Origin of the sequence: Williamsia sp. D3, from assembly GCF_000506245.1 — a bacterium.
GTDB lineage: Bacteria > Actinomycetota > Actinomycetes > Mycobacteriales > Mycobacteriaceae > Williamsia > Williamsia muralis.
The window spans coordinates 13,829-31,527 of sequence record NZ_AYTE01000006.1 but is presented as its reverse complement, the minus strand read 5'-3'; the positions used below and the strand labels follow the sequence as shown (position 1 = coordinate 31,527).

Below are 17,699 nucleotides of genomic sequence, written 5' to 3'. Positions count from 1 at the left end.
CGAGCTCACAGCACACCGCGCGGCCGGAACTGCACGCTGACGCGGGGCCCCACACCGGTGGTCTTGGGCACCGCGTGCTCCCACGTGCGCTGGCAGCTGCCGCCCATGACGAGCAGGTCGCCGTGGCCGACGGTGAACTTCAACGAAGCGCCGCCGCCGACCGGACGTAACAGGAGCGGCCGGGGTGAGCCGAGGGACACGATGGCGACCATCGTGTCCTCGGTCTTTCCCCGGCCGATCTTGTCTCCATGCCAGGCCACGCTGTCGTTTCCGTTGCGGTACAGGCAGAGTCCGGCAGTGGCGAACCCCTCGGGTAGCTCGCGGCGGTAATGATGGCCGAGGGCGTCGCGACATCTGTCCAAGAGGGGATGCGGCAGTGGCGCATGTTCCCCGTAGTGGCACAGCAGACGGGGCACATCGAGTACTCGGTCGTACATCGTGCGCCGCTCGTCGCGCCAGGGCACGTCGGCAGACAGGCGGTTGAACAGTTCGTCCGCGCCGACTATCCAGCCGGGCCGCAGGTCCACCCAGGCGCCGTGGGTGAGCGGGCGCCTGACCACTGCGCTTCCCAGCTCCGACAGCGCCGGGTCCGTGGATACTTCCTCGAACAGCGAGGCCTGGCGACCGGCATTCATGGTTTCAGGATAACTCGTATCGAACACGCGTGCGAATAAAATGTTTGGCGAGACTGTCGGACCTTAGGTAAAGTAACTCTTTACCAACGACGGTTCGTCGCCGACGAACGTGCCATCTGCCAGAAAGAGTCATGTCGAGCGCATCGCGCCCATCTTCGTCCAGCATCACCAGCATCACCAGCGAACAACCGCGAGCGGGGCTGACCCGGCGTTGATTGTCCTGACCATCGCTCTCGGTGTCGGCGTCGTCCTGCTCATCACCGCGATGACCGGCTATTTTGTTGCCCTAGAGTTCGCTTTCATGTCGGTTGACCGATCCCGTCTCAAGGCCCGGGCCGAGGCAGGTGATGCGGGTGCTGCCCGCGCGCTCGAGGTCACCCGGCGCACATCATTCATGTTGTCCGGGGCGCAGCTCGGGATCACCGTGACCGGCCTGCTGGTCGGCTATGTCGCCGAACCGCTCATCGGCCGGGGATTGGGTGAATTGCTCGGCGGTGTCGGCATCCCCACCGGCGTAGGTATCGCCGTCGGGGCGGTCGTCGCGGTGGTGTTCTCGACCTTCGTCCAGATGCTCTTCGGCGAGCTGTTCCCGAAGAACCTCGCGATCGCGCGCCCCGAACCCGTCGCGCGCCGGCTCGCGCTGTCGACCACCATCTATCTCTCGCTCTTCGGCTGGCTGATCTGGTTGTTCGACCAGTCGTCGAACCTGTTGCTGCGAGCCCTGCGCATCGAACCGGTGCACGACGTTGAGCACTCGGCGACCGCTCGCGATCTCGAGCACATCGTCGCCAGGTCTCGCGATGCCGGCGAGTTGCCCGCGGAACTCTCCGCGCTGCTGGACCGGATCCTCGACTTCCCCGATCGCACCGCCGAACACGCGATGGTGCCGCGCGCCCGGGTGGACACCGTGCGTGCCGACACCCCGGTGACGCAGGTGCTGACAACGATGGGGACCGGCCACACGCGTTATCCCGTGGTCGGTACGACTTCCGATGATCTGCTGGGTGTGATCGATCTACATGACCTGCTGTCGGCGCAGCCGGACGGTGCCGACGCTGCGTCCTGCATGCGCGAAGCGGTGATCGTACCCACCAGTCTTCCTCTGCCGCAGGTGGTTTCGCGATTGGTGGGCGCATCGGCGGAGATGGCACTCGTGGTGGATGAGTACGGCGGATTCGCCGGAGTGATCACCCTCGAGGACATCGCCGAAGAACTGGTGGGTGACATCGCCGACGAACACGACGACGGTCACGTCGCTATCAGCGGGTCGCGCGAGGACGGCTGGACGATCGCCGGGGATGTGCACCTCGACGAGCTGGAACGCCTGGTGGGACATCGAATACCGGAAGGCGATGTCGAAACGCTCTCGGGTTTGGTGGTTTCCCACTTCGCGGACTTTCCCGCCGTGAACGACGTTGTCGCCATCCCACTTTCGCCCGACCCGGCCGACCTGGTCGATGAGTCGACTCCGGCCCCGCGACTTCTGAAGGCGCAGGTGCTGGCCATCGACAACCGGGTTCCGTCATCGCTTCTGGTGACCATCAGCGGTTCGGAGATCCACTCATGAGTAGTCCATGGATTGTCCTGGCCATCACGGTGGCGTTGATCGCTGCGAGTGCCTTCTTCGTCGCCGTCGAGTTCGCACTGATCGCCGCGCGCCGGCACCGACTGGAAGACGCCGCACCCGACAGCCGCTCGGCCCGCGCTGCCCTGCGCAGCGCTTCCGAACTGTCGGTGTTGCTGGCGGGTTCGCAGTTGGGCATCACCGTCTGCACCCTGGCCCTCGGTGCGGTGACCAAACCCGCTGTGCATCACTGGCTCACCCCGCTGTTCGATGACTGGGGCGCCCCGCGGTGGCTGGCCGACGTGGCCGGGTTCGTTCTGGCTCTCATCATCGTCACATTCCTGCACCTGGTTGTGGGTGAGATGGCACCGAAGTCATGGGCCATTGCTCACCCCGAACGATCGGCCACGCTGCTCGCCTTGCCGATGAGGGGTTTCATGGTGCTCACCCGGCCGATCTTGTTGGCGCTCAACCACATGGCGAACTGGTTCTTGGCCAAGGTGGGAGTCGAACCGGTCGACGAGCTCGAGTCCGGGCAGGACTCGGCGACGCTACGGCACCTCGTCGAGCACTCGGCGACGGTCGGCACGCTCGACGAGCGCTACCACGGCCAGTTGATGGCCGCCCTGGAGTTGGAGAGCGTGACGATCGGGGAACTGCTGACGCCGGGCATCGAGCCGGTGAGTGTGCGAGCCGATGCCACCGTGGCGCAGGTTCGCCAAGCCGCCACCGGCAGTGGACATCTGCGGATCCTGGTCAGGGGTCGCCAGACGGTGGAGGGAATGGTCCACGTGCGCGACACCATCGGGGTGCCGCAGAGCAGTCCTGCTCTGGAGCTGATGCGCCCGGTGCTGACCCTGCCCGGGACAACCCCGGTCTACGAGGCGCTGCAGCGGGCCAAGGCCGAGAGCAACCACGTGATGGTGGTCGTCGACGCCGACAACCGTGAGCCGGGAATCCTCACGGTGAACGATGTGCTGCTGCGGTTGCTGCCGGTGGGCGCCGACGTCTGATCGCGAATCGGCGCCTGATCAGGCATTCGACCGTCAGGACAGGGCGCGAAGGCGCTCGGCTGCCTGTTCGATCACGGTGTCTTCCTTGGCGAACGCGAACCGCACCAGATGGGTCCACTGCTCGGGGTGGTCGACGAACGCGCTGACCGGGACCGCGGCCACCCCGATGCGAGCAGGCAGATCGCGGCAGAACTCGGCGCCGTCGTGGTAGCCGAGCGGCCGGGGGTCGGCGCAGACGAAATAAGTGCCCTCGCTGCGGTGGACCCCGAAGCCCACGTCCGTCAGCGCGGCGGAGATGAGGTCGCGCTTACGCTGCAACCCGGCCGACGATCGCCGGACCCATTCCATCTCCGTGCCCAGGGCGACGGCGATTGCCGGTTGGAACGGACCGCTGCCGACAAAACTCATGAACTGCTTGGCGGCTCGCGCAGCTGCGATCAACTCGGCCGGACCGCTGATCCACCCGACCTTCCAGCCGGTGACGTTGAAGGTCTTGCCTGCCGATGACACCCGCAACGTGCGCTCGCGCATCCCGGGCAGCGTGGCCAGAGGAGTGTGTACCCGCCCGTCGAACACCAGGTGCTCGTAGACCTCGTCGGTCAGCACCAGCACGTCGTTGTCGATGCATACCTGGGCGATGGCCTTCAGATCCTCATCGGAAAGCACTGTGCCGGTGGGGTTGTGCGGACTGTTGATCACCACCATGGCCGTCTCGGGGGTGACGGCCGCATGAAGGGCATCGTGGTCGAGCGCAAAACCGTCGCCATCGGTGATCAGAGGGATGGTCACCCGCTCAGCACCGGCCATCGCTGTCGCGGCGGCGTAGGCGTCGTAATACGGCTCGATCATCACCACCCGTTCGCCGGGCTCGACCAGCCCGATGATGGCTCCAGCGATCGCCTCGGTGGCGCCGACCGTGATCAGTACCTCGGTGGCCGGATCGTACTGCAGGCCATAGTGATCGAGTTGGTGCTGGGCCACCGCATCCCGCAGCGCCGGGATGCCTGGACCGGGCGGATACTGGTTCTGGCCGGTCGCGATGGCCTCTTGTGCCGCGGCGAGCATCGCCGCCGGGCCGTCGGTGTCCGGGAATCCCTGACCGAGATTGATGGCATCGTGCTCGGCCGCCAGCTGCGACATCTCGGCGAAGATGGTGGACGAGAACGGCTGTAGGCGCTTGACCGTCCGCATGCGGGCTCCCGGCTTCGTTTCGCTGGTCATCGGAAGAGTGGTGTCCCGGTGAGCTTGTCCGGATTCGACAGGTCGTACACCGCGACGATCTTGCCGCCGCTGACGGCCAGCGCCGTCACCCGCCGATGCAGGGGACTCTGTTCACGGATCCCGGCGTCGGTGAGCAGGCCCATCTCGCCGTTGATCAGCACGGGACGCGTGTGGCGGGTCATCTCGCTGCCGTACCGGGTCATCACGGTGGAGAGAAGTCGCAGGACGGTGGCCGAGCCGACGATCGGGCCGGTTGCCGACCTCGTGACCCCGTTGCTGTCGGCAAAGTACGTCAGATCCGGGTGAGCAAGTGCCGCAAGCGATTCCATGTCGCCCAGCGTCAACGCGAGCACGCCTTGCGCGACCACCTCGTTGTGGTCTTCGATGCTGTCGGGCTGCAGCGTGTCGGCCATCAGCTCGGCACCCTTGTCGGCGAGCCGGTTGACCTTGTCGGCCGAGATGGCCAGTGCGCCGGCGATCTGTCCGGCGTGTGTTCCGAAACAATCCCGAAGAACATACGAGATGCGGGTGGTGGGGGACAGTGCTTCCAGGGCCACCATCGTGGCCAGGCGTGCGCCGTGGCCTGCCACGGCCGACGCCAGCGGGTCCTCGAACGAATCAGGTTCGAGGACAATGGGTTCGGGAAGCCACGGCCCGGTGTAGGTCTGTTTGCGTACCGCAACCGCCTGCAGTGCCGCGAGAGCGGCCCGCACTGTGCGGACCAAGCGGTCTGCCGGGTCTGAGGTGGAACCGCCGTCGGCCGCTATGCCGAGGGCAGCGACAACACTGCCCGTGAGCCGATAGCCGACCGACAACAGCTGCGGGTCACTCCGCTCGAACGTCGCAGTGGACACCTCGACAGCTTACAGTTTGCCGATCGTCAGATGCCCATTGCCGGTGGTTCCACCCCCGCGTCGTCGGCCGATGCACGCCCCCCCAGATCGCCGGCCAAACATCGTCAGCCCAAAGATCGTCAGCCGACGGCGGGTCCGAGCAGATCGTCGGCATCGGTGATCCGGTACGCGTACCCCTGCTCGGCGAGGAACCGCTGGCGGTGTGCAGCGTAGTCGGCGTCGACCGTGTCGCGCGAGACCACCGAGTAGAAGTGCGCTTGACCACCGTCGGCCTTCGGGCGCAGCAAGCGCCCGAGCCGCTGAGCCTCTTCCTGGCGAGAACCGAATGTGCCCGACACCTGGACCGCGACGGACGCCTCGGGGAGATCGATCGAGAAGTTCGCGACCTTCGAGACCACCAGCGTCTGGATCTCGCCGGTGCGGAACTTCGCGAACAACTCCTCGCGCTCCTTGTTCTTCGTCGACCCCTTGATCACGGGTGCGTCGAGGGCAGCGCCGAGTTCGTCGAGCTGGTCCAGGTAGGCGCCGATGATCAGTGTCTGAGAGTTCTTGTGCTGCTCGAGGATCGACTTCACCACATTGATCTTGGTGTGCGCCGTCGAACAGAGTTTGTACTTCTCCTCCGGCTCGGCGACCGCGTACTCGAGGCGCTCGTTGTCGGTGAGTGTCACCCGAACCTCGATGCACTCGGCGGGAGCGATCCAGCCCTGCGCCTCGATGTCCTTCCACGGCGCGTCGTAGCGCTTGGGCCCGATCAAACTGAAGACGTCGCCTTCCCGGCCGTCCTCACGCACCAGCGTGGCGGTGAGACCGAGGCGGCGCCGCGACTGCAGATCCGCCGTCATCCGGAACACCGGCGCGGGCAGCAGGTGGACCTCGTCATAGATGATCAGCCCCCAGTCGCGGGAGTCGAACAGATCAAGATTGCGGTACTCGCCCTTGGATTTGCGGGTCATCACCTGATAGGTGGCGATGGTGACAGGGCGGATCTCCTTGCGCTCACCCGAGTACTCGCCGATCTCTTCTTCGGTCAGCGACGTCCGTGCGATGAGCTCGCGCTTCCACTGCCTGCCGGCGACCGTGTTGGTGACGAGGATCAGCGTGGTGGCCTGCGCCGTGGCCATCGCGGCCGCACCGACCATGGTCTTGCCTGCACCACAGGGCAGCACAACCACACCGGAACCACCCGCCCAGAACGACTCGGCAGCCAGCTGCTGGTAGTCACGCAGCTCCCAGCCGTTCTCGTCCAGTTTGATCTCGTGGGCTTCGCCGTCGACATACCCGGCGAGGTCCTCGGCAGGCCAGCCCACCTTCAGCAGGATCTGCTTGAGACGGCCGCGCTCGGACGGATGAACGATGACCGTGTCGTCGTCCACCCGGGCGCCCAGCATCGGCGCCACCTTCTTGTTGCGCATGATCTCGACCAGCACCGCGCGGTCGAAGCTGACCAGGGTCAATCCGTGCACCGGACTCTTCACCAGCTGTAGCCGGCCGAAGCGGCCCATGGTGTCGACGACATCCATCAGCAAAGGCTGCGGCACCGCGTAACGGGAGAATGTGACCAGCGCATCGACCACCTGCTCGGCGTCGTGCCCGGCGGCACGAGCGTTCCACAAGGCGAGCGGTGTCACCCGGTAGGTGTGCACGTGCTCGGGAGCCCTCTCGAGCTCGGCGAACGGCGCAATCGCGGCCCTCGCCTCGGCAGCTGGGGGTGGTCGACCTCCAGTAGAAGGGTCTTGTCCGATTGCACGATCAACGGTCCGTCAGTCACAAGGAACCATTCTCCTCAGAAGCAGCAGTTTGTGCCACGAGCGGTGGCCGGGGGATCGAGAGCTGCTACATGTTGCAACTCGCTTCGTGATCAACAGTCAACAGGCCGCCGAACTTCCCGGCGGCCTCGGCCCGTGGTGGCCGCGCGCGGAATCAGTCGACGATCTCCACGCTGGTGATCCGGTGAAGTGAGAACCGGTGTTCGTCGTTGCTGCCCGGGTCCAGGGCGATCACCTGGCCGGCGCCGATCATCCGGGGCACGACCACATGCTTGGACGCGAAGCCCTCGGCGTTGACGTACCCCAGGCGTACCGACTGCTTGTTCGCCAGCGCGGTCTGCAGCAATGCGGTCGCGGGCAGTCCGCCACCGGTCACCGACGATCCTCCGGCTCCGGCCGCGGTGAGCGTGGCTGCGTTCGCCGCGTCCTGTGATCGCATGTGGGTTACCACCGCAGCCAACCGATCGCGAGCGGGTGAGCTGAGCGACGGCTTGCGTGCCGACGCGCGTCGTTCCCGTGGGGTAGGCAGCCGAGCCCCGCGCGTACGCAGGTCCACCAGTTCACCCGCCGAGTCCTCGCCTGCCGGGGCGAATCCGCCCGCCCGCAGGATGTCCAGGACGTCGATGATGGGGTCGTCGCACACTGCGACGGTCGGGGCCAGCGCCCGCAGCGACAACTGTTCGGCCACCGGTGAATTGAGTACCGCCGCGAGTGTCGTCGGGTCCTCACAACGGATGAACGTACTGGCGACGCCGACGCGCAGCTGTCCGTGCTTACGCGCGACATCGTCGATGAGGTACGAGAGTGATTGCGGCACAGGGGTCTTCGAGTGGGACGTGAACAGTGTCATCAGCTCGGTTCCGGTACGGCCCGCGTCGAGGGCGCGGCGAACCGACGACTCCGACACCCGGTACACCGAGGCCGCACCACCGGACTCCAGATCTGCGACCAGAGCCAGGTCGGCGGCGAGTTCCGGGGTCAGCGGTCCCGGGGCGGTCACGGTCAGATCCGCCTGAGCCAGGAAGAAGTCGATGGGAGCGGGGATGGACTTGGCCATCGCCGCGACCGTCGCGGCCTCGACCTCGTCGGGTGTACCGGTTGCGATGAGTTCGCGGCCCGCCGATGTCAGAGCGCCGTGAGCCACCAGGCCCAGCGACTGGGCCTCGGCCAGTGTTTCGATGATCGTCGACTGCGGCATGCGGCGAAGCCACCGGGGATGGCGCCACGCGATGTGCCTGCCCAGGGCGACCGGCGTGACGTCGGCGCCGGGTTTGGCCTCGGCCAGCGCCTGGAGCACAAGAAGCCGCTCGGCGCGGGCAGCACCTTCGGGCATCGCACCGACCAGCGCGCCGATCAACGTGCCGTCCGGGGTGCGTCCGCCGATCTGCCACGGCCTGCGGTGCAGATCCAGCCACCCCGAGGCGATGGAGAACCATCGGCGCTCGGGTGCCTGATGCGACCAACTGTCGACGGACGTGGTCGGGGCCCACGACGGTTCGAGACCGTCCGACGGGTCGGGCACGGGGAATCCGGAATCGATGAGGCGGAGCCCGGCGAGTACCTCGATGACCAGGCCGACCCGTTTCTCGTCCACGGACAGGGCCTTGGCGAGTCGACGGATCTCCCGGACGCCCATGCCACCGGCGCGCAGAACCGCCGCCGGGTGGGCACCGAGGGTCTCGATGGCGTCGGCGCTGTGCCGCAGGAACTCGAGCGCTTCGCCACCGGCCGCGGCATCGACCTCGGCCAGCCCGACCTTGCGTCCACCGCCACCGGAGAGCTCCGGCGGCCGCAGCTCGAATGGCTCGGCTGGATCCTCGCCGCGGATGAGCTGGCCGATCACCACCGGCAATTCGACGGTCTGCTCATCAACAACCAGGAGCAGTCCCTGATGGACCAATCTCGGGACCGGCCGATCCGAGTCGGGTCCGAGACCGGCGTCACGGGTTCGTCCCAGGCCGGGTCCCGACGCCAGGGTGGACAACAAGTCACGCTCCCGGTCGCCGAGGGCGTCGATCTTTGCTCGGATTTCGGCGAGCGACAACGCGTTGACAGGGGCGGTCGCAAGACGTGAACGCCACGGCCACGCCGCAGCCATGTGCGGTCCGGTGACCAGCGCATCGGGCGGCCCCCACAGCAGCGCGAGGTCGACGAGGTTGTCGATGCGCGCCCGGATCGCGTCGGGTGCGGCACGCTCCGACAGCGCCTCGACGATGGCGTCGGTGGACACAGGCGACAGCCCACGGGCCTGTTCGGATCGCGAACCCAGTGCCGCGATGGTCTCGAGCACCGCCACCGCCAGCAGGTCCAGGTCTTCGCCACATCGGTTGATCGAGGCCGCCGACATCGCGCGCTGCGCAAGCACCTCGACCCCGGGTGGGGGAGGGCTGGCCAGATCCGGCCGGGACTGCAGGAGATCGAGCAGTTGGTCGTCGTCGCGGCGGGCGAGTTCGTCGGCCAGACTGATTGGCTGGTCGGGGCTCATCCAGTAGATGATATGCGGGCCACTCATGGCAGAATGACGCCCGTGGCTGAAAAGAAGAAGTACGTCGATAATGGTTGGCCCGAGGTTCCCGAGGGTGAGCACGCCGTCAGTGAGTTCGCCGCGCACGTCTCCGGCGCTCTGTCACCGTTCGGTGAGGTCACCTTCCCGCTCCCGGTCGACGACCTGCCTTACCTTCACCCGCGAACCACCGTCAATCGCTGATCGGTGAGCGCGCCGACCGACCGGCCCGGCCCAGGACGTCTCAGCCATCTCGACGAGGCGGGGGCGGCGCAGATGGTCGATGTCGGCGGCAAGGCGGTCACCACGCGTAAAGCGCTGGCCACCGGGGTTTTTCGCACCACGGCCGACGTGATCTCGCTGTTGTCGACGGGCGGGTTGCCCAAAGGGGATGCGCTGGCAACGGCCCGCATCGCCGGCATCATGGCCGCCAAGAAGACACCCGAGCTGATCCCGCTGTGCCATCAGGTCGCGCTCAGCACCGTGAGCGTCGATTTCGAGCTCGGCACCGACTTCATCGAGGTGCGCGCGACCGCGGTCACCACCGACCGCACCGGCGTCGAGATGGAAGCCCTCACTGCGGTGGCGGTGACCGGACTCACCCTGCACGACATGGTCAAGGCGGTAGATCCGCGCGCGCAGATGACCGACATCTGCCTCCAGGAGAAGACCGGCGGCAAGAAGGGTCACTGGACCCGGGACGGTGGGCACTGATGGCCGATCCCCGCACTCCTGATCCCCGCACTGCAGTGGTTGTCGTGGCGTCGACGCGCGCCGCCGGCGGTGTGTACGCCGACCGCTCGGGGCCGATCATCGTCGAATGGTTGCGCGACCGAGGGTTCGTGGTGAACGACCCGGTGGTGGTTCCCGACGGTGACCAGGTCGGCGCAGCACTTCGAACAGCAGTCGGAGATGAGACCGCTCTGGTCCTCACCACCGGTGGCACCGGTCTGAACCCGACCGATCAGACCCCCGAACAGACCGCCGCGGTCATCGAACGCGACATACCCGGTCTGGCCGACGCCATCCGCAACAGCGGGTTGCCCAAAGTTCCCACGGCCGTCCTGTCGCGGGGCACGGCCGGTGTCGCGGGCCGCACCCTCATCGTCAATCTGCCCGGTTCCACGGGCGGTGTCCGTGACGGCCTCGAAGTTCTCGCACCTGTGCTCACCCACGCCCTGGACCAGATCAACGGAGGCGACCACTGATGGCTGCCATCGTCGCCCGTGCCGTGGTCACCGAAGAGCCTCTGTCCACCTCCGACCATGAGGCTCTCGCGGCGGAGGCGGCAGGCGGAACAGCTGGGGCCATCGTGAGTTTTGTCGGCGCGGTACGCAATCACGACGGCGGCCGCGACGTCACCGCACTGAACTACAGCGCGCACCCGACGGCCGGCGAGGTCGTAGAGAAGGTCGTGGCAGAGATCGCAGCCGGGGCCGACGGCGTACGTGCGGTCGCTGTGACGCACCGGGTGGGTCCGTTGGCGATCGGTGATGCGGCGCTGGTGGTGGCCGTGGCGGCCGATCATCGTCAGGCAGCTTTCGCCACCTGCGCCCTGCTGGTCGACGAGGTCAAGGCCCAACTCCCGGTGTGGAAGCACCAGGTTTTCGCCGACGGCACCGACGAATGGGTTGGCTGCGCCTGACCAGAGTGCCCCACCCGCCCAGAATTGGTGGGTTCGGGCGGGGTCGACGTGGGCAAATGCTCGCCCGAACCCACCAACATCGGAACATGGAAAAGGGCCCCGCACGGACTCATGGTCGCGTGCGAGGCCCTTCGTCTGGGCTCCCCGAGGATCAGGGGAGGGGCAGGAAGTCCCGGTACTCGTTGTAGAACGCGATCGTTCCGGCGTCGAGGTCACCGGCCGCGTTGGCCTGATCGATCAGCGCGTGGACGGTGGGATCGTTGAACACGGACTTCAGGTCGTTGGCGATCTCGTCGGTCTGAGCCGAGAGGTCCGGAGCCTGGGGCGCAGCCGGGGCTGCGGGGATCTCGAGGCTCGGGGCCGCAGCGGGAGCGTTGCGCGGGGTGGCGCCACTCAGGCCGGTGCCGCAGGTCGGCCATGCGCCGGGTCCCTGGCTGGCGAGAACACGCTCGGCGACAGCGATCTGCTGCTCACGGGTTGCCTGGTCGGCGGAGGGGGCGAACTCGCCGCCGCCGTGGCCGGTCCAGGTGCTCGGGCTGAACTGCAGTCCACCCTGGTAGCCGTTGCCGGTGTTGATGGCCCAGTTGTTACCCGACTCGCACGAGGCGACCTGGTCCCACTCGGCGTCGGTGGCTGCACCGGCGTTGCCGCCGCCTGCGAAGGCGAGGGTGGCGCCGCCGCCGATGACGGCAGAGGTGAGGGCGAACTTGGCGATGGTGCGACCAGTGGTGGTCGGCTGACGATGACGTCCGGACATGAGTTGTACTTCCTCTCTCCACGCGCCTACGAAGTCAGCTGTCGGGTTCGAGCGAGAGGTTGCTCGGTCCGCTTGCGCGGGCTTCACCCCAAGGGCTCCGATTTCTCGGAACCCGGTGATCTCCAGGAGATGGTGGGTCCCCCGTCCTCGTCCCTGAAATGCGTTTGGAGTTTCTCGGTTCGCGGGACGAGGTTGGGCGCGGCGAGCCGGGAATATTCACTTGCGGTCTGGCCGATCAGGTCGACCGAGACAGACGGTACGGGTTAATCAGTGGTTACACATAACTTCTTCGACGGCCTTTTCGACGTGTCGTCGGGCCCGTTTTCGGCGGTTTCGGCATTACTGCTGCTCATCGGTATGACTGTCGTCCCGTGTCCGTACCGTAACCCAACCGTTATGTGAGGAACGTCACAGCATCATCCGAAGGAATGAGACGCCGATGTGGGTCGAATGACCCGCTGCTCCGCAGGGTGAGATGCGCTCAACCGCCCGCGAACGGCGGCAGGACGTCGACGGTGTCGCCACTCGAGAGCACCCGTGAGCGGTCCCGAACGGCGACGGACTCATGCAGATACGAGCATCTCTCGAGCACTTCAGCCAACTGTGGATTGCTTTGACCCAATTGGATTTCCAGATCCGCAAGAGTGGCTTTGTCAGTGAGTTCGACCACACTTTGCTCGACACCCGCGGCTGCTTGGGCGGCGGCAAAGAACCGGACGCAGATACGCATGGTCAGCCCCCGATCGCCGACATCGACCGTGCGGGCTGGAGGAAGCCTGGCTCGTTGACGCCATGGCCCGGGAGCTTGCCCCACGTGGACTGTCGCCACCGCAGTGCGATTTCCTGATCTGTAGCGTCAGTTGACTTCAGCAAACTGCGTAGGTCCGTCTCCGAGGTGGCGAACAGGCAATTGCGAAGCTGTCCGTCCGCGGTGAGCCGGGTCCGGTCGCAATCGCCGCAGAACGGGCGGGTCACTGAGGCGATGACCCCGACTCGGGCAGGCCTCCCGTCGAGCCCGGTATGACCCTCCACGATCCAGCGTTCCGCCGGGGCCGACCCACGCGCCACGTCGTCGGGCCGCAGGTCGAAGTCCTGCTGCAGGCGGGCGAGGATCTGGTCGGCGGTGATCATCGAGGTGCGTGACCAGTGGTGTTCGGCGTCCAGCGGCATCTGCTCGATGATCCGCAGTTGGTAGCCCTTGTCCAGGCACATCTTCAGGAGCGCAGCGGCGTCGTCGAGGCCGCCGGCGGTGTCGAGCACGGCATTGACCTTCACCGGGGTCAACCCCGCGTCGGCCGCGGCCTCGAGGCCCGCCAACACGTCGGGAAGGCGGTCGCGACGGGTGATGGCAGCGAACTTGGCGGCGTCGACGGTGTCCAGGGATACATTCACCCTGTCCAGGCCGGCAGCTGCCAATCGTTTCGCCTGCCGGGCCAGGCCCAGTCCATTGGTGGTCAGCGCGATCTCGGGTCGGGGGTCGAGGGCGGCAACCGCTTCGATGATCTCCGGGAGGTCCTTGCGCAGCAGTGGCTCGCCGCCGGTGAACCGGACGGCTCGTACTCCGAGTTCGCGCACGCCCACCGAGACCGCCCGCATGATCTCGGCAGCTGTCAGTACGTCGTCGCGATCGAGCCAGTCGAGGCCTTCGGCGGGCATGCAGTAGGTACAGCGCAGATTGCAGCGGTCGGTCACCGAGACGCGGAGGTCGCGAACAGCGCGCCCGAAGGTGTCCACCATGGGACCGCTGGTGGGCATGACGGCGTCTGTCCCGACGGGCGGGCGGACGGATAAGCCGGCTGGCATACCCAGAGCGATGGCGGTCACCTGTACAAGCCTACGGTGATCGCCCGATCGAGGTCGGATTCCCGGGGGAAACTGACTACGGTCGTTTTCTGATGGGCGCCGAAGTCGTGGTTGCTACGCCCGTCTTTCCAGCGCCCGGAACGCACTGGCGTGGAACACGAGCGGCTCCTGCGACGGGTCGGCGCGCAACGCCTCGACCTTGAGCAGGACCAGGCTGTGATCGCCGGCCGGTATCTCGTTGTAGATGGTGCACGAGAGCTGGGCCACCGCTCCGCCGATGAAGAGTGCCCCGTCGTCGGTCGTTTCCACCCGCAGCCCGGTGAATCGCGCATCGGCCCGGCCCGCGAGCTGCTTGCACTCGGCGTCCTGATCATGGGCGAACACCGACAGCCCGATGACGGGAGCGCTGCGCAACTTGGGCCACGTCGTCGATTCGTTCTGAACGCAGAGCGACACCAGTGGCGGGTTGAGCGACACCGTGGCGAACGAGCTGGCGGCCATGCCGATGGGGTCGCCGTCGCCCTGGTGGCATACGGCGACCACACCGGTCGGAAAGCAGCTGTAAGCAGCGCGGAGTGCCGTGCCGTCACTGGTGGGAGTCAATGCTCCGTCGATTGAGAGCGTCATGTCGTCAGTCACTGTAGTGGCGACCTCGAGCCGCGGCCCTGGTGCGCAGCGGCGTCCCGATGGCGTCGCCCTGATCGCAACGCAAAAATCAGCCCGAGCAAAAAGCCGAGCGGGGCACACATGGTGAGCAGATAGACGAACAGGGGAGCGGTCTCACCGGTGATCGGCGTACTCAGAAACAGCCAGAGCAGTGCGATGACTCCGATGGCGAACAGTCCCACAGCGGCCCGTAGCAAGAGGCTGCCTTCGGCTTTGCGCATGTAGACAACGGTAGTGCAGGTTCGAGGCGGCCGAAAACCCGTGTGCTCGGGGGTTGGCCGAGGCGCTAGACTGACCGAACGCGTCCGGCTGGGCCAGTTGCCCGCAGCGGGCGCTTTCGTTTTGGGCAATGCGAGTAGATGAGGGTGAGCACAGTGCCTACCGGCAAGGTGAAATGGTACGACGCGGAGAAGGGCTTCGGCTTTCTCTCGCAAGATGAGGGCGAAGACGTCTATGTGCGCTCGTCCGCGCTCCCCGATGGGACCGAGGCACTCAAACCCGGCCAGCGGGTCGAGTTCGGCATGGCAGCGGGTCGTCGCGGCCCACAGGCGTTGACTGTCAAGGTTCTCGATCCGGCTCCCAGCGTTGCCAAGAACACGCGGGAAGCGCGCAAGGAACAGCCCAAGCGGCACAGTCCTGATGAGCTGCACGGCATGGTGGCCGACCTGATCACGTTGCTGGAAGGCAAGATTCAGCCAGATCTGCGGAAGGGTCGGTACCCCGACCGCAAGACCGCCGCCCGGATCTCCGAGGTGGTGCGGGCCGTTGCCCGGGAGCTCGAGACCTAGCAGTACTCGTGTGACACCGCGGCCGGTTCCTCAACCGGCCGGATCTTCAACCAGCCGGATTTCGAACTAGTCGGACGCTGGGACATCGACACCGTCGGGAAGGGTGTCGATGCCCCAGATCCCGCGTGGGATGAAGCCGCCCGCGTCTTCTTTCTGTGACGGCTGCTTGATCTCGATCGTCGCCAGGATCCGGTCGCGGGTCGAGGCGAGGGTGAATGTGCGTTTGCTGTCGCTGCGGTAGAAGACCTCGGCGGTGTTGTCGAACCCGTCTTTCGTGAGGTACTGCACCACAAGCGTCCAGGGCCCGACGGACAGGTCACTCGACAGCGACACCATCACCGCGTCGCCGACCGGTACGGGGATCCGCGCCGGCTTGTTGGTCGGCGATCCTTCGCAGTTCGTCACCTCGATGGAGCAATAGATCAGCGGCTCAACGGTGATCAGTGTGTTGCCGTTCGCGACATGCAGATATGGAACGTCGTTGTCCTCGTGTCCGGAGGCCAACGCGGCCACCGAGCCGCCGATGACGGCGACGAGCAACAGAACGGTGATGACGGCGATCGCGAAGAACTTCTTCTCGCCTGTGGTCAAGCGTGCGCTCATGTATCCCAACTCATCGGTCTCCGCCGCCCTTGTTCCAGGCCTCGCGGATGTGCGGATCGACATGGATTGCGCCGGTGGGCATGGTCATGTCTGGCCGCTTGCCACCGAATCCGGGGACCAGCGTAGAGCCCCGGTTGGTGACGAACGTCTGCACCAGGCCCAGGGCCAGCAATCCTGCGACGACTCCGAAGCCGATGGTGAGGTTCGGCGGGAGCAGCACGCCGAGGGATGCGCCGAACACCCAGCTCATCTGTAGGACGGTCTCCGAGCGACCGAAAGCCGATGCCCGCGATTCGTCCGGGAGGTCGTTCTGGATGGACGAGTCGAGGCAGACCTTGCCAATGGCGCTGGTTCCCGAGGCGACGAGTGCCGCGATGGCCACGAACAGCAGGCTGCCGAACGCTGCGGCCAGTGCCGCGACCGCGACGCAGGCACCGGTCACCATCACGATGATGCGCTCGGGGTTCTTCAGCTCCAGTCGTGTGCCGGTGGCGTTCCCGATGAAGTTTCCGATGCCGGCGGCCGCGCCGACCGCGCCGAGCATGGCGACCTGGGCCCAGCCGCTGCCGCCACCCTGCTGCGACTTCGCGTAGAAGGCGATGAACAGGGTCAGGAAGCCGGTCAGGATGCGGATGGTGCCGTTACCCCAGAGACCGACGAGTACATTGCGGCCCAGGGGCTGACGCATCGTGGCCGCGAGGGCCTTGACCGGAGAGGCCTTCTCGCCGGATTGTTTTGCGCTCGGTGCCTGTGCGCCACCCGGCGGGGGGTACTGGGCAGGATCGGGGCGCCGCAACGGATCGCGTGCCGGTTCACCGTGGTAGGTCAGTGTGGTGGGGACCTCGCCCGCGGTGACCTCCACCCACGACGGGATGCGCATGCACAGCACGGCGCCGGCGACGGTGATGATGGCCAGCCACACCATGGCTCCGGGCAGGTGGAGGGGAAGGACCTTGGCCAGCAACACTTCACACAGTGCTGCCACACCACCGCCGAGGATCGTTCCGCCCACCAACCCGAATGTGGTCAGCCGGGAGTTGACCCGGACCAGGTCGATGGTCGGCGGCAGGACACGCGGTGTGACGGCCGACTTGAGCACGCCGAATGACTTGGACAGCACCAACATTCCGAGTGCGCATGGGTAGAGCACCCAGGGGTCGTAGGTCAGCTGGTTCGCGGCGTCGTCCCAACCGCAGTTCGCCATCACCAGCAGGGCCAGCACGGTGCGCCCGGCAAAGGTGCCGGCCATCGCGATCCGACGGCCCCGCTGGAGTTTGTCGAGCATCGGCCCGATCAGTGGGGCGATGATCGCGAACGGCGCGATGGTCAGCAACAGGTAGAGACCGACCTTGCCTTTGGATTCCGCGCTTGCGGCGGCGAAGAACAAGGTGTTGGCCAACGCGATCGTCATCGCGGCGTCGACTGCGAAGTTGACCACCGTCGGATAGGTCAACGCGGTCAGACCAGAACGGTCGGCACCGTCGGCGGTGGCGGCCTGATGAATCTTGCCCAGGCCCTTCGATGTCAGTTCCCGGCCTCGAAGCGCGGCAACGCGGGTGACGGTGAGTTTGCGGGGCATTGCCCGGCCGCCGGATTCCTCGCGGTGGTAGTCGGTCTCGTCCAGTGGCGGCAGATGCGGGTTGCGCGATGTCTGCTGGCGAGTGTCGTTCCGCCGGCTGTCGTCGTGAGGGGGGAATGCGGCGGTGGACGCGGGCGGCGGACCGCCTTGAGCAGGACCACCGTTGGGAGGGCCACTGGGCGGTCGCGGTCCACGCGGTGGCATGGGGGGCTGGCCGCCGCGCGGATAGGAGGGCTGGCCCCCAGGACGTGGCTGGCGGGTTCCCGGCGTCGAGCCGTCCACCGGATAATTGGCCGAAC

The 17,699-nt window shown here is 66.5% G+C and carries 18 protein-coding genes, 1 pseudogene and 1 riboswitch; of the genes and pseudogenes, 7 read left to right on the top strand and 12 right to left on the bottom strand.

Features of this window, described 5'->3' with window-relative positions:
- Nucleotides 1–5: 5 nt before the first annotated feature.
- Nucleotides 6–635: an alpha-ketoglutarate-dependent dioxygenase AlkB gene (locus W823_RS35625; RefSeq protein ID WP_023955367.1), complete on the bottom strand. Its 630-nt coding sequence runs from the start codon at nt 633–635 to the stop codon at nt 6–8.
- A 211-nt stretch (nt 636–846) separates the two neighbouring features.
- Between W823_RS35625 and W823_RS35620 the strand changes: the two genes are divergently transcribed.
- Nucleotides 847–2,202: a hemolysin family protein gene (locus W823_RS35620; protein ID WP_031331475.1), complete on the top strand. Its 1,356-nt coding sequence runs from the start codon at nt 847–849 to the stop codon at nt 2,200–2,202.
- Entirely contained in the window at nt 2,199–3,212 is a 1,014-nt protein-coding gene (locus tag W823_RS35615) for a hemolysin family protein (RefSeq protein ID WP_023955363.1), read from the top strand. Before W823_RS35620 ends, W823_RS35615 begins: the two co-directional genes overlap by 4 nt.
- 33 nt (nt 3,213–3,245) lie before the next feature.
- Here W823_RS35615 and W823_RS35610 read toward each other — a convergent pair whose 3' ends face one another.
- The 4 genes and pseudogenes from W823_RS35610 to W823_RS35595 form a co-directional block, all read right to left on the bottom strand.
- The gene (locus W823_RS35610; protein WP_023955361.1) at nt 3,246–4,403 is read right to left on the bottom strand and encodes a pyridoxal phosphate-dependent aminotransferase; all 1,158 of its coding nucleotides are present in this window, start codon (nt 4,401–4,403) and stop codon (nt 3,246–3,248) included.
- 26 nt (nt 4,404–4,429) lie between these two features.
- Nucleotides 4,430–5,287 carry an RNA polymerase sigma factor SigJ gene (locus tag W823_RS35605; RefSeq protein WP_023955359.1) on the bottom strand — a complete coding sequence of 286 codons (858 nt, stop codon included), beginning with the start codon at nt 5,285–5,287 and terminating at the stop codon, nt 4,430–4,432.
- 119 nt (nt 5,288–5,406) lie between these two features.
- Nucleotides 5,407–7,058 (bottom strand): annotated as a pseudogene (locus W823_RS35600) (DNA repair helicase XPB).
- 152 nt (nt 7,059–7,210) lie between these two features.
- Entirely contained in the window at nt 7,211–9,568 is a 2,358-nt protein-coding gene (locus tag W823_RS35595) for a helicase-associated domain-containing protein (RefSeq protein WP_081729638.1), read from the bottom strand.
- A gap of 6 nt (nt 9,569–9,574) precedes the next feature.
- Between W823_RS35595 and W823_RS35590 the strand changes: the two genes are divergently transcribed.
- Genes W823_RS35590 through W823_RS35575 form a run of 4 tightly spaced genes read left to right on the top strand, consistent with a single transcriptional unit; the run spans nt 9,575 to nt 11,204 of the window.
- Entirely contained in the window at nt 9,575–9,763 is a 189-nt protein-coding gene (locus W823_RS35590; protein ID WP_023955355.1) for a hypothetical protein, read from the top strand.
- Nucleotides 9,764–9,766: 3 nt separating this feature from the next.
- On the top strand, nt 9,767–10,273 hold the full coding sequence (moaC, locus tag W823_RS35585; protein ID WP_023955353.1) for a cyclic pyranopterin monophosphate synthase MoaC: 507 nt from the start codon (nt 9,767–9,769) through the stop codon (nt 10,271–10,273).
- Nucleotides 10,273–10,767, top strand: coding sequence for a molybdenum cofactor biosynthesis protein B (locus W823_RS35580; RefSeq protein WP_023955351.1), 495 nt, complete (start codon nt 10,273–10,275; stop codon nt 10,765–10,767). Before moaC ends, W823_RS35580 begins: the two co-directional genes overlap by 1 nt.
- Nucleotides 10,767–11,204, top strand: a complete 438-nt coding sequence (locus W823_RS35575) for a molybdenum cofactor biosynthesis protein MoaE (RefSeq protein ID WP_023955349.1) — start codon at nt 10,767–10,769, stop codon at nt 11,202–11,204. The genes W823_RS35580 and W823_RS35575 overlap by 1 nt, the downstream gene beginning before the upstream one ends.
- Before the next feature lie 151 nt (nt 11,205–11,355).
- Here W823_RS35575 and W823_RS35570 read toward each other — a convergent pair whose 3' ends face one another.
- From W823_RS35570 to W823_RS35550, 5 genes are all read right to left on the bottom strand, one after another.
- Nucleotides 11,356–11,961 (bottom strand): transglycosylase family protein, encoded by a 606-nt coding sequence (locus tag W823_RS35570; protein ID WP_023955347.1) that lies wholly within the window; start codon nt 11,959–11,961, stop codon nt 11,356–11,358.
- A gap of 7 nt (nt 11,962–11,968) precedes the next feature.
- A riboswitch (cyclic di-AMP (ydaO/yuaA leader) is annotated at nt 11,969–12,141 on the bottom strand.
- 301 nt (nt 12,142–12,442) lie between these two features.
- Nucleotides 12,443–12,691 carry a MoaD/ThiS family protein gene (locus W823_RS35565; protein WP_023955345.1) on the bottom strand — a complete coding sequence of 83 codons (249 nt, stop codon included), beginning with the start codon at nt 12,689–12,691 and terminating at the stop codon, nt 12,443–12,445.
- Nucleotides 12,692–12,693: 2 nt separating this feature from the next.
- Nucleotides 12,694–13,785, bottom strand: a complete 1,092-nt coding sequence (moaA, locus tag W823_RS35560; RefSeq protein ID WP_023955343.1) for a GTP 3',8-cyclase MoaA — start codon at nt 13,783–13,785, stop codon at nt 12,694–12,696.
- A gap of 93 nt (nt 13,786–13,878) precedes the next feature.
- The gene (locus W823_RS35555; RefSeq protein ID WP_031331474.1) at nt 13,879–14,391 is read right to left on the bottom strand and encodes a flavin reductase family protein; all 513 of its coding nucleotides are present in this window, start codon (nt 14,389–14,391) and stop codon (nt 13,879–13,881) included.
- Between the two features lie 8 nt (nt 14,392–14,399).
- On the bottom strand, nt 14,400–14,651 hold the full coding sequence (locus W823_RS35550) for a hypothetical protein (RefSeq protein ID WP_023955339.1): 252 nt from the start codon (nt 14,649–14,651) through the stop codon (nt 14,400–14,402).
- A gap of 153 nt (nt 14,652–14,804) precedes the next feature.
- Here W823_RS35550 and W823_RS59385 point away from each other — a divergent pair, with 153 nt between their 5' ends.
- Nucleotides 14,805–15,218 (top strand): cold-shock protein, encoded by a 414-nt coding sequence (locus tag W823_RS59385; protein ID WP_023955337.1) that lies wholly within the window; start codon nt 14,805–14,807, stop codon nt 15,216–15,218.
- Nucleotides 15,219–15,284: 66 nt separating this feature from the next.
- Here the strand turns inward: W823_RS59385 and W823_RS0128015 are convergent, their stop codons facing one another.
- Together W823_RS0128015 and W823_RS35540 are read right to left on the bottom strand one after the other, a co-directional pair.
- Nucleotides 15,285–15,821, bottom strand: a complete 537-nt coding sequence (locus tag W823_RS0128015; protein ID WP_023955335.1) for a DUF2771 family protein — start codon at nt 15,819–15,821, stop codon at nt 15,285–15,287.
- Nucleotides 15,822–15,831: 10 nt separating this feature from the next.
- A complete protein-coding gene (locus tag W823_RS35540) occupies nt 15,832–17,604 on the bottom strand; it encodes an MFS transporter (RefSeq protein ID WP_023955333.1) in 1,773 nt (590 codons plus the stop codon).
- Between the last annotated feature and the right edge of the window lie 95 nt (nt 17,605–17,699).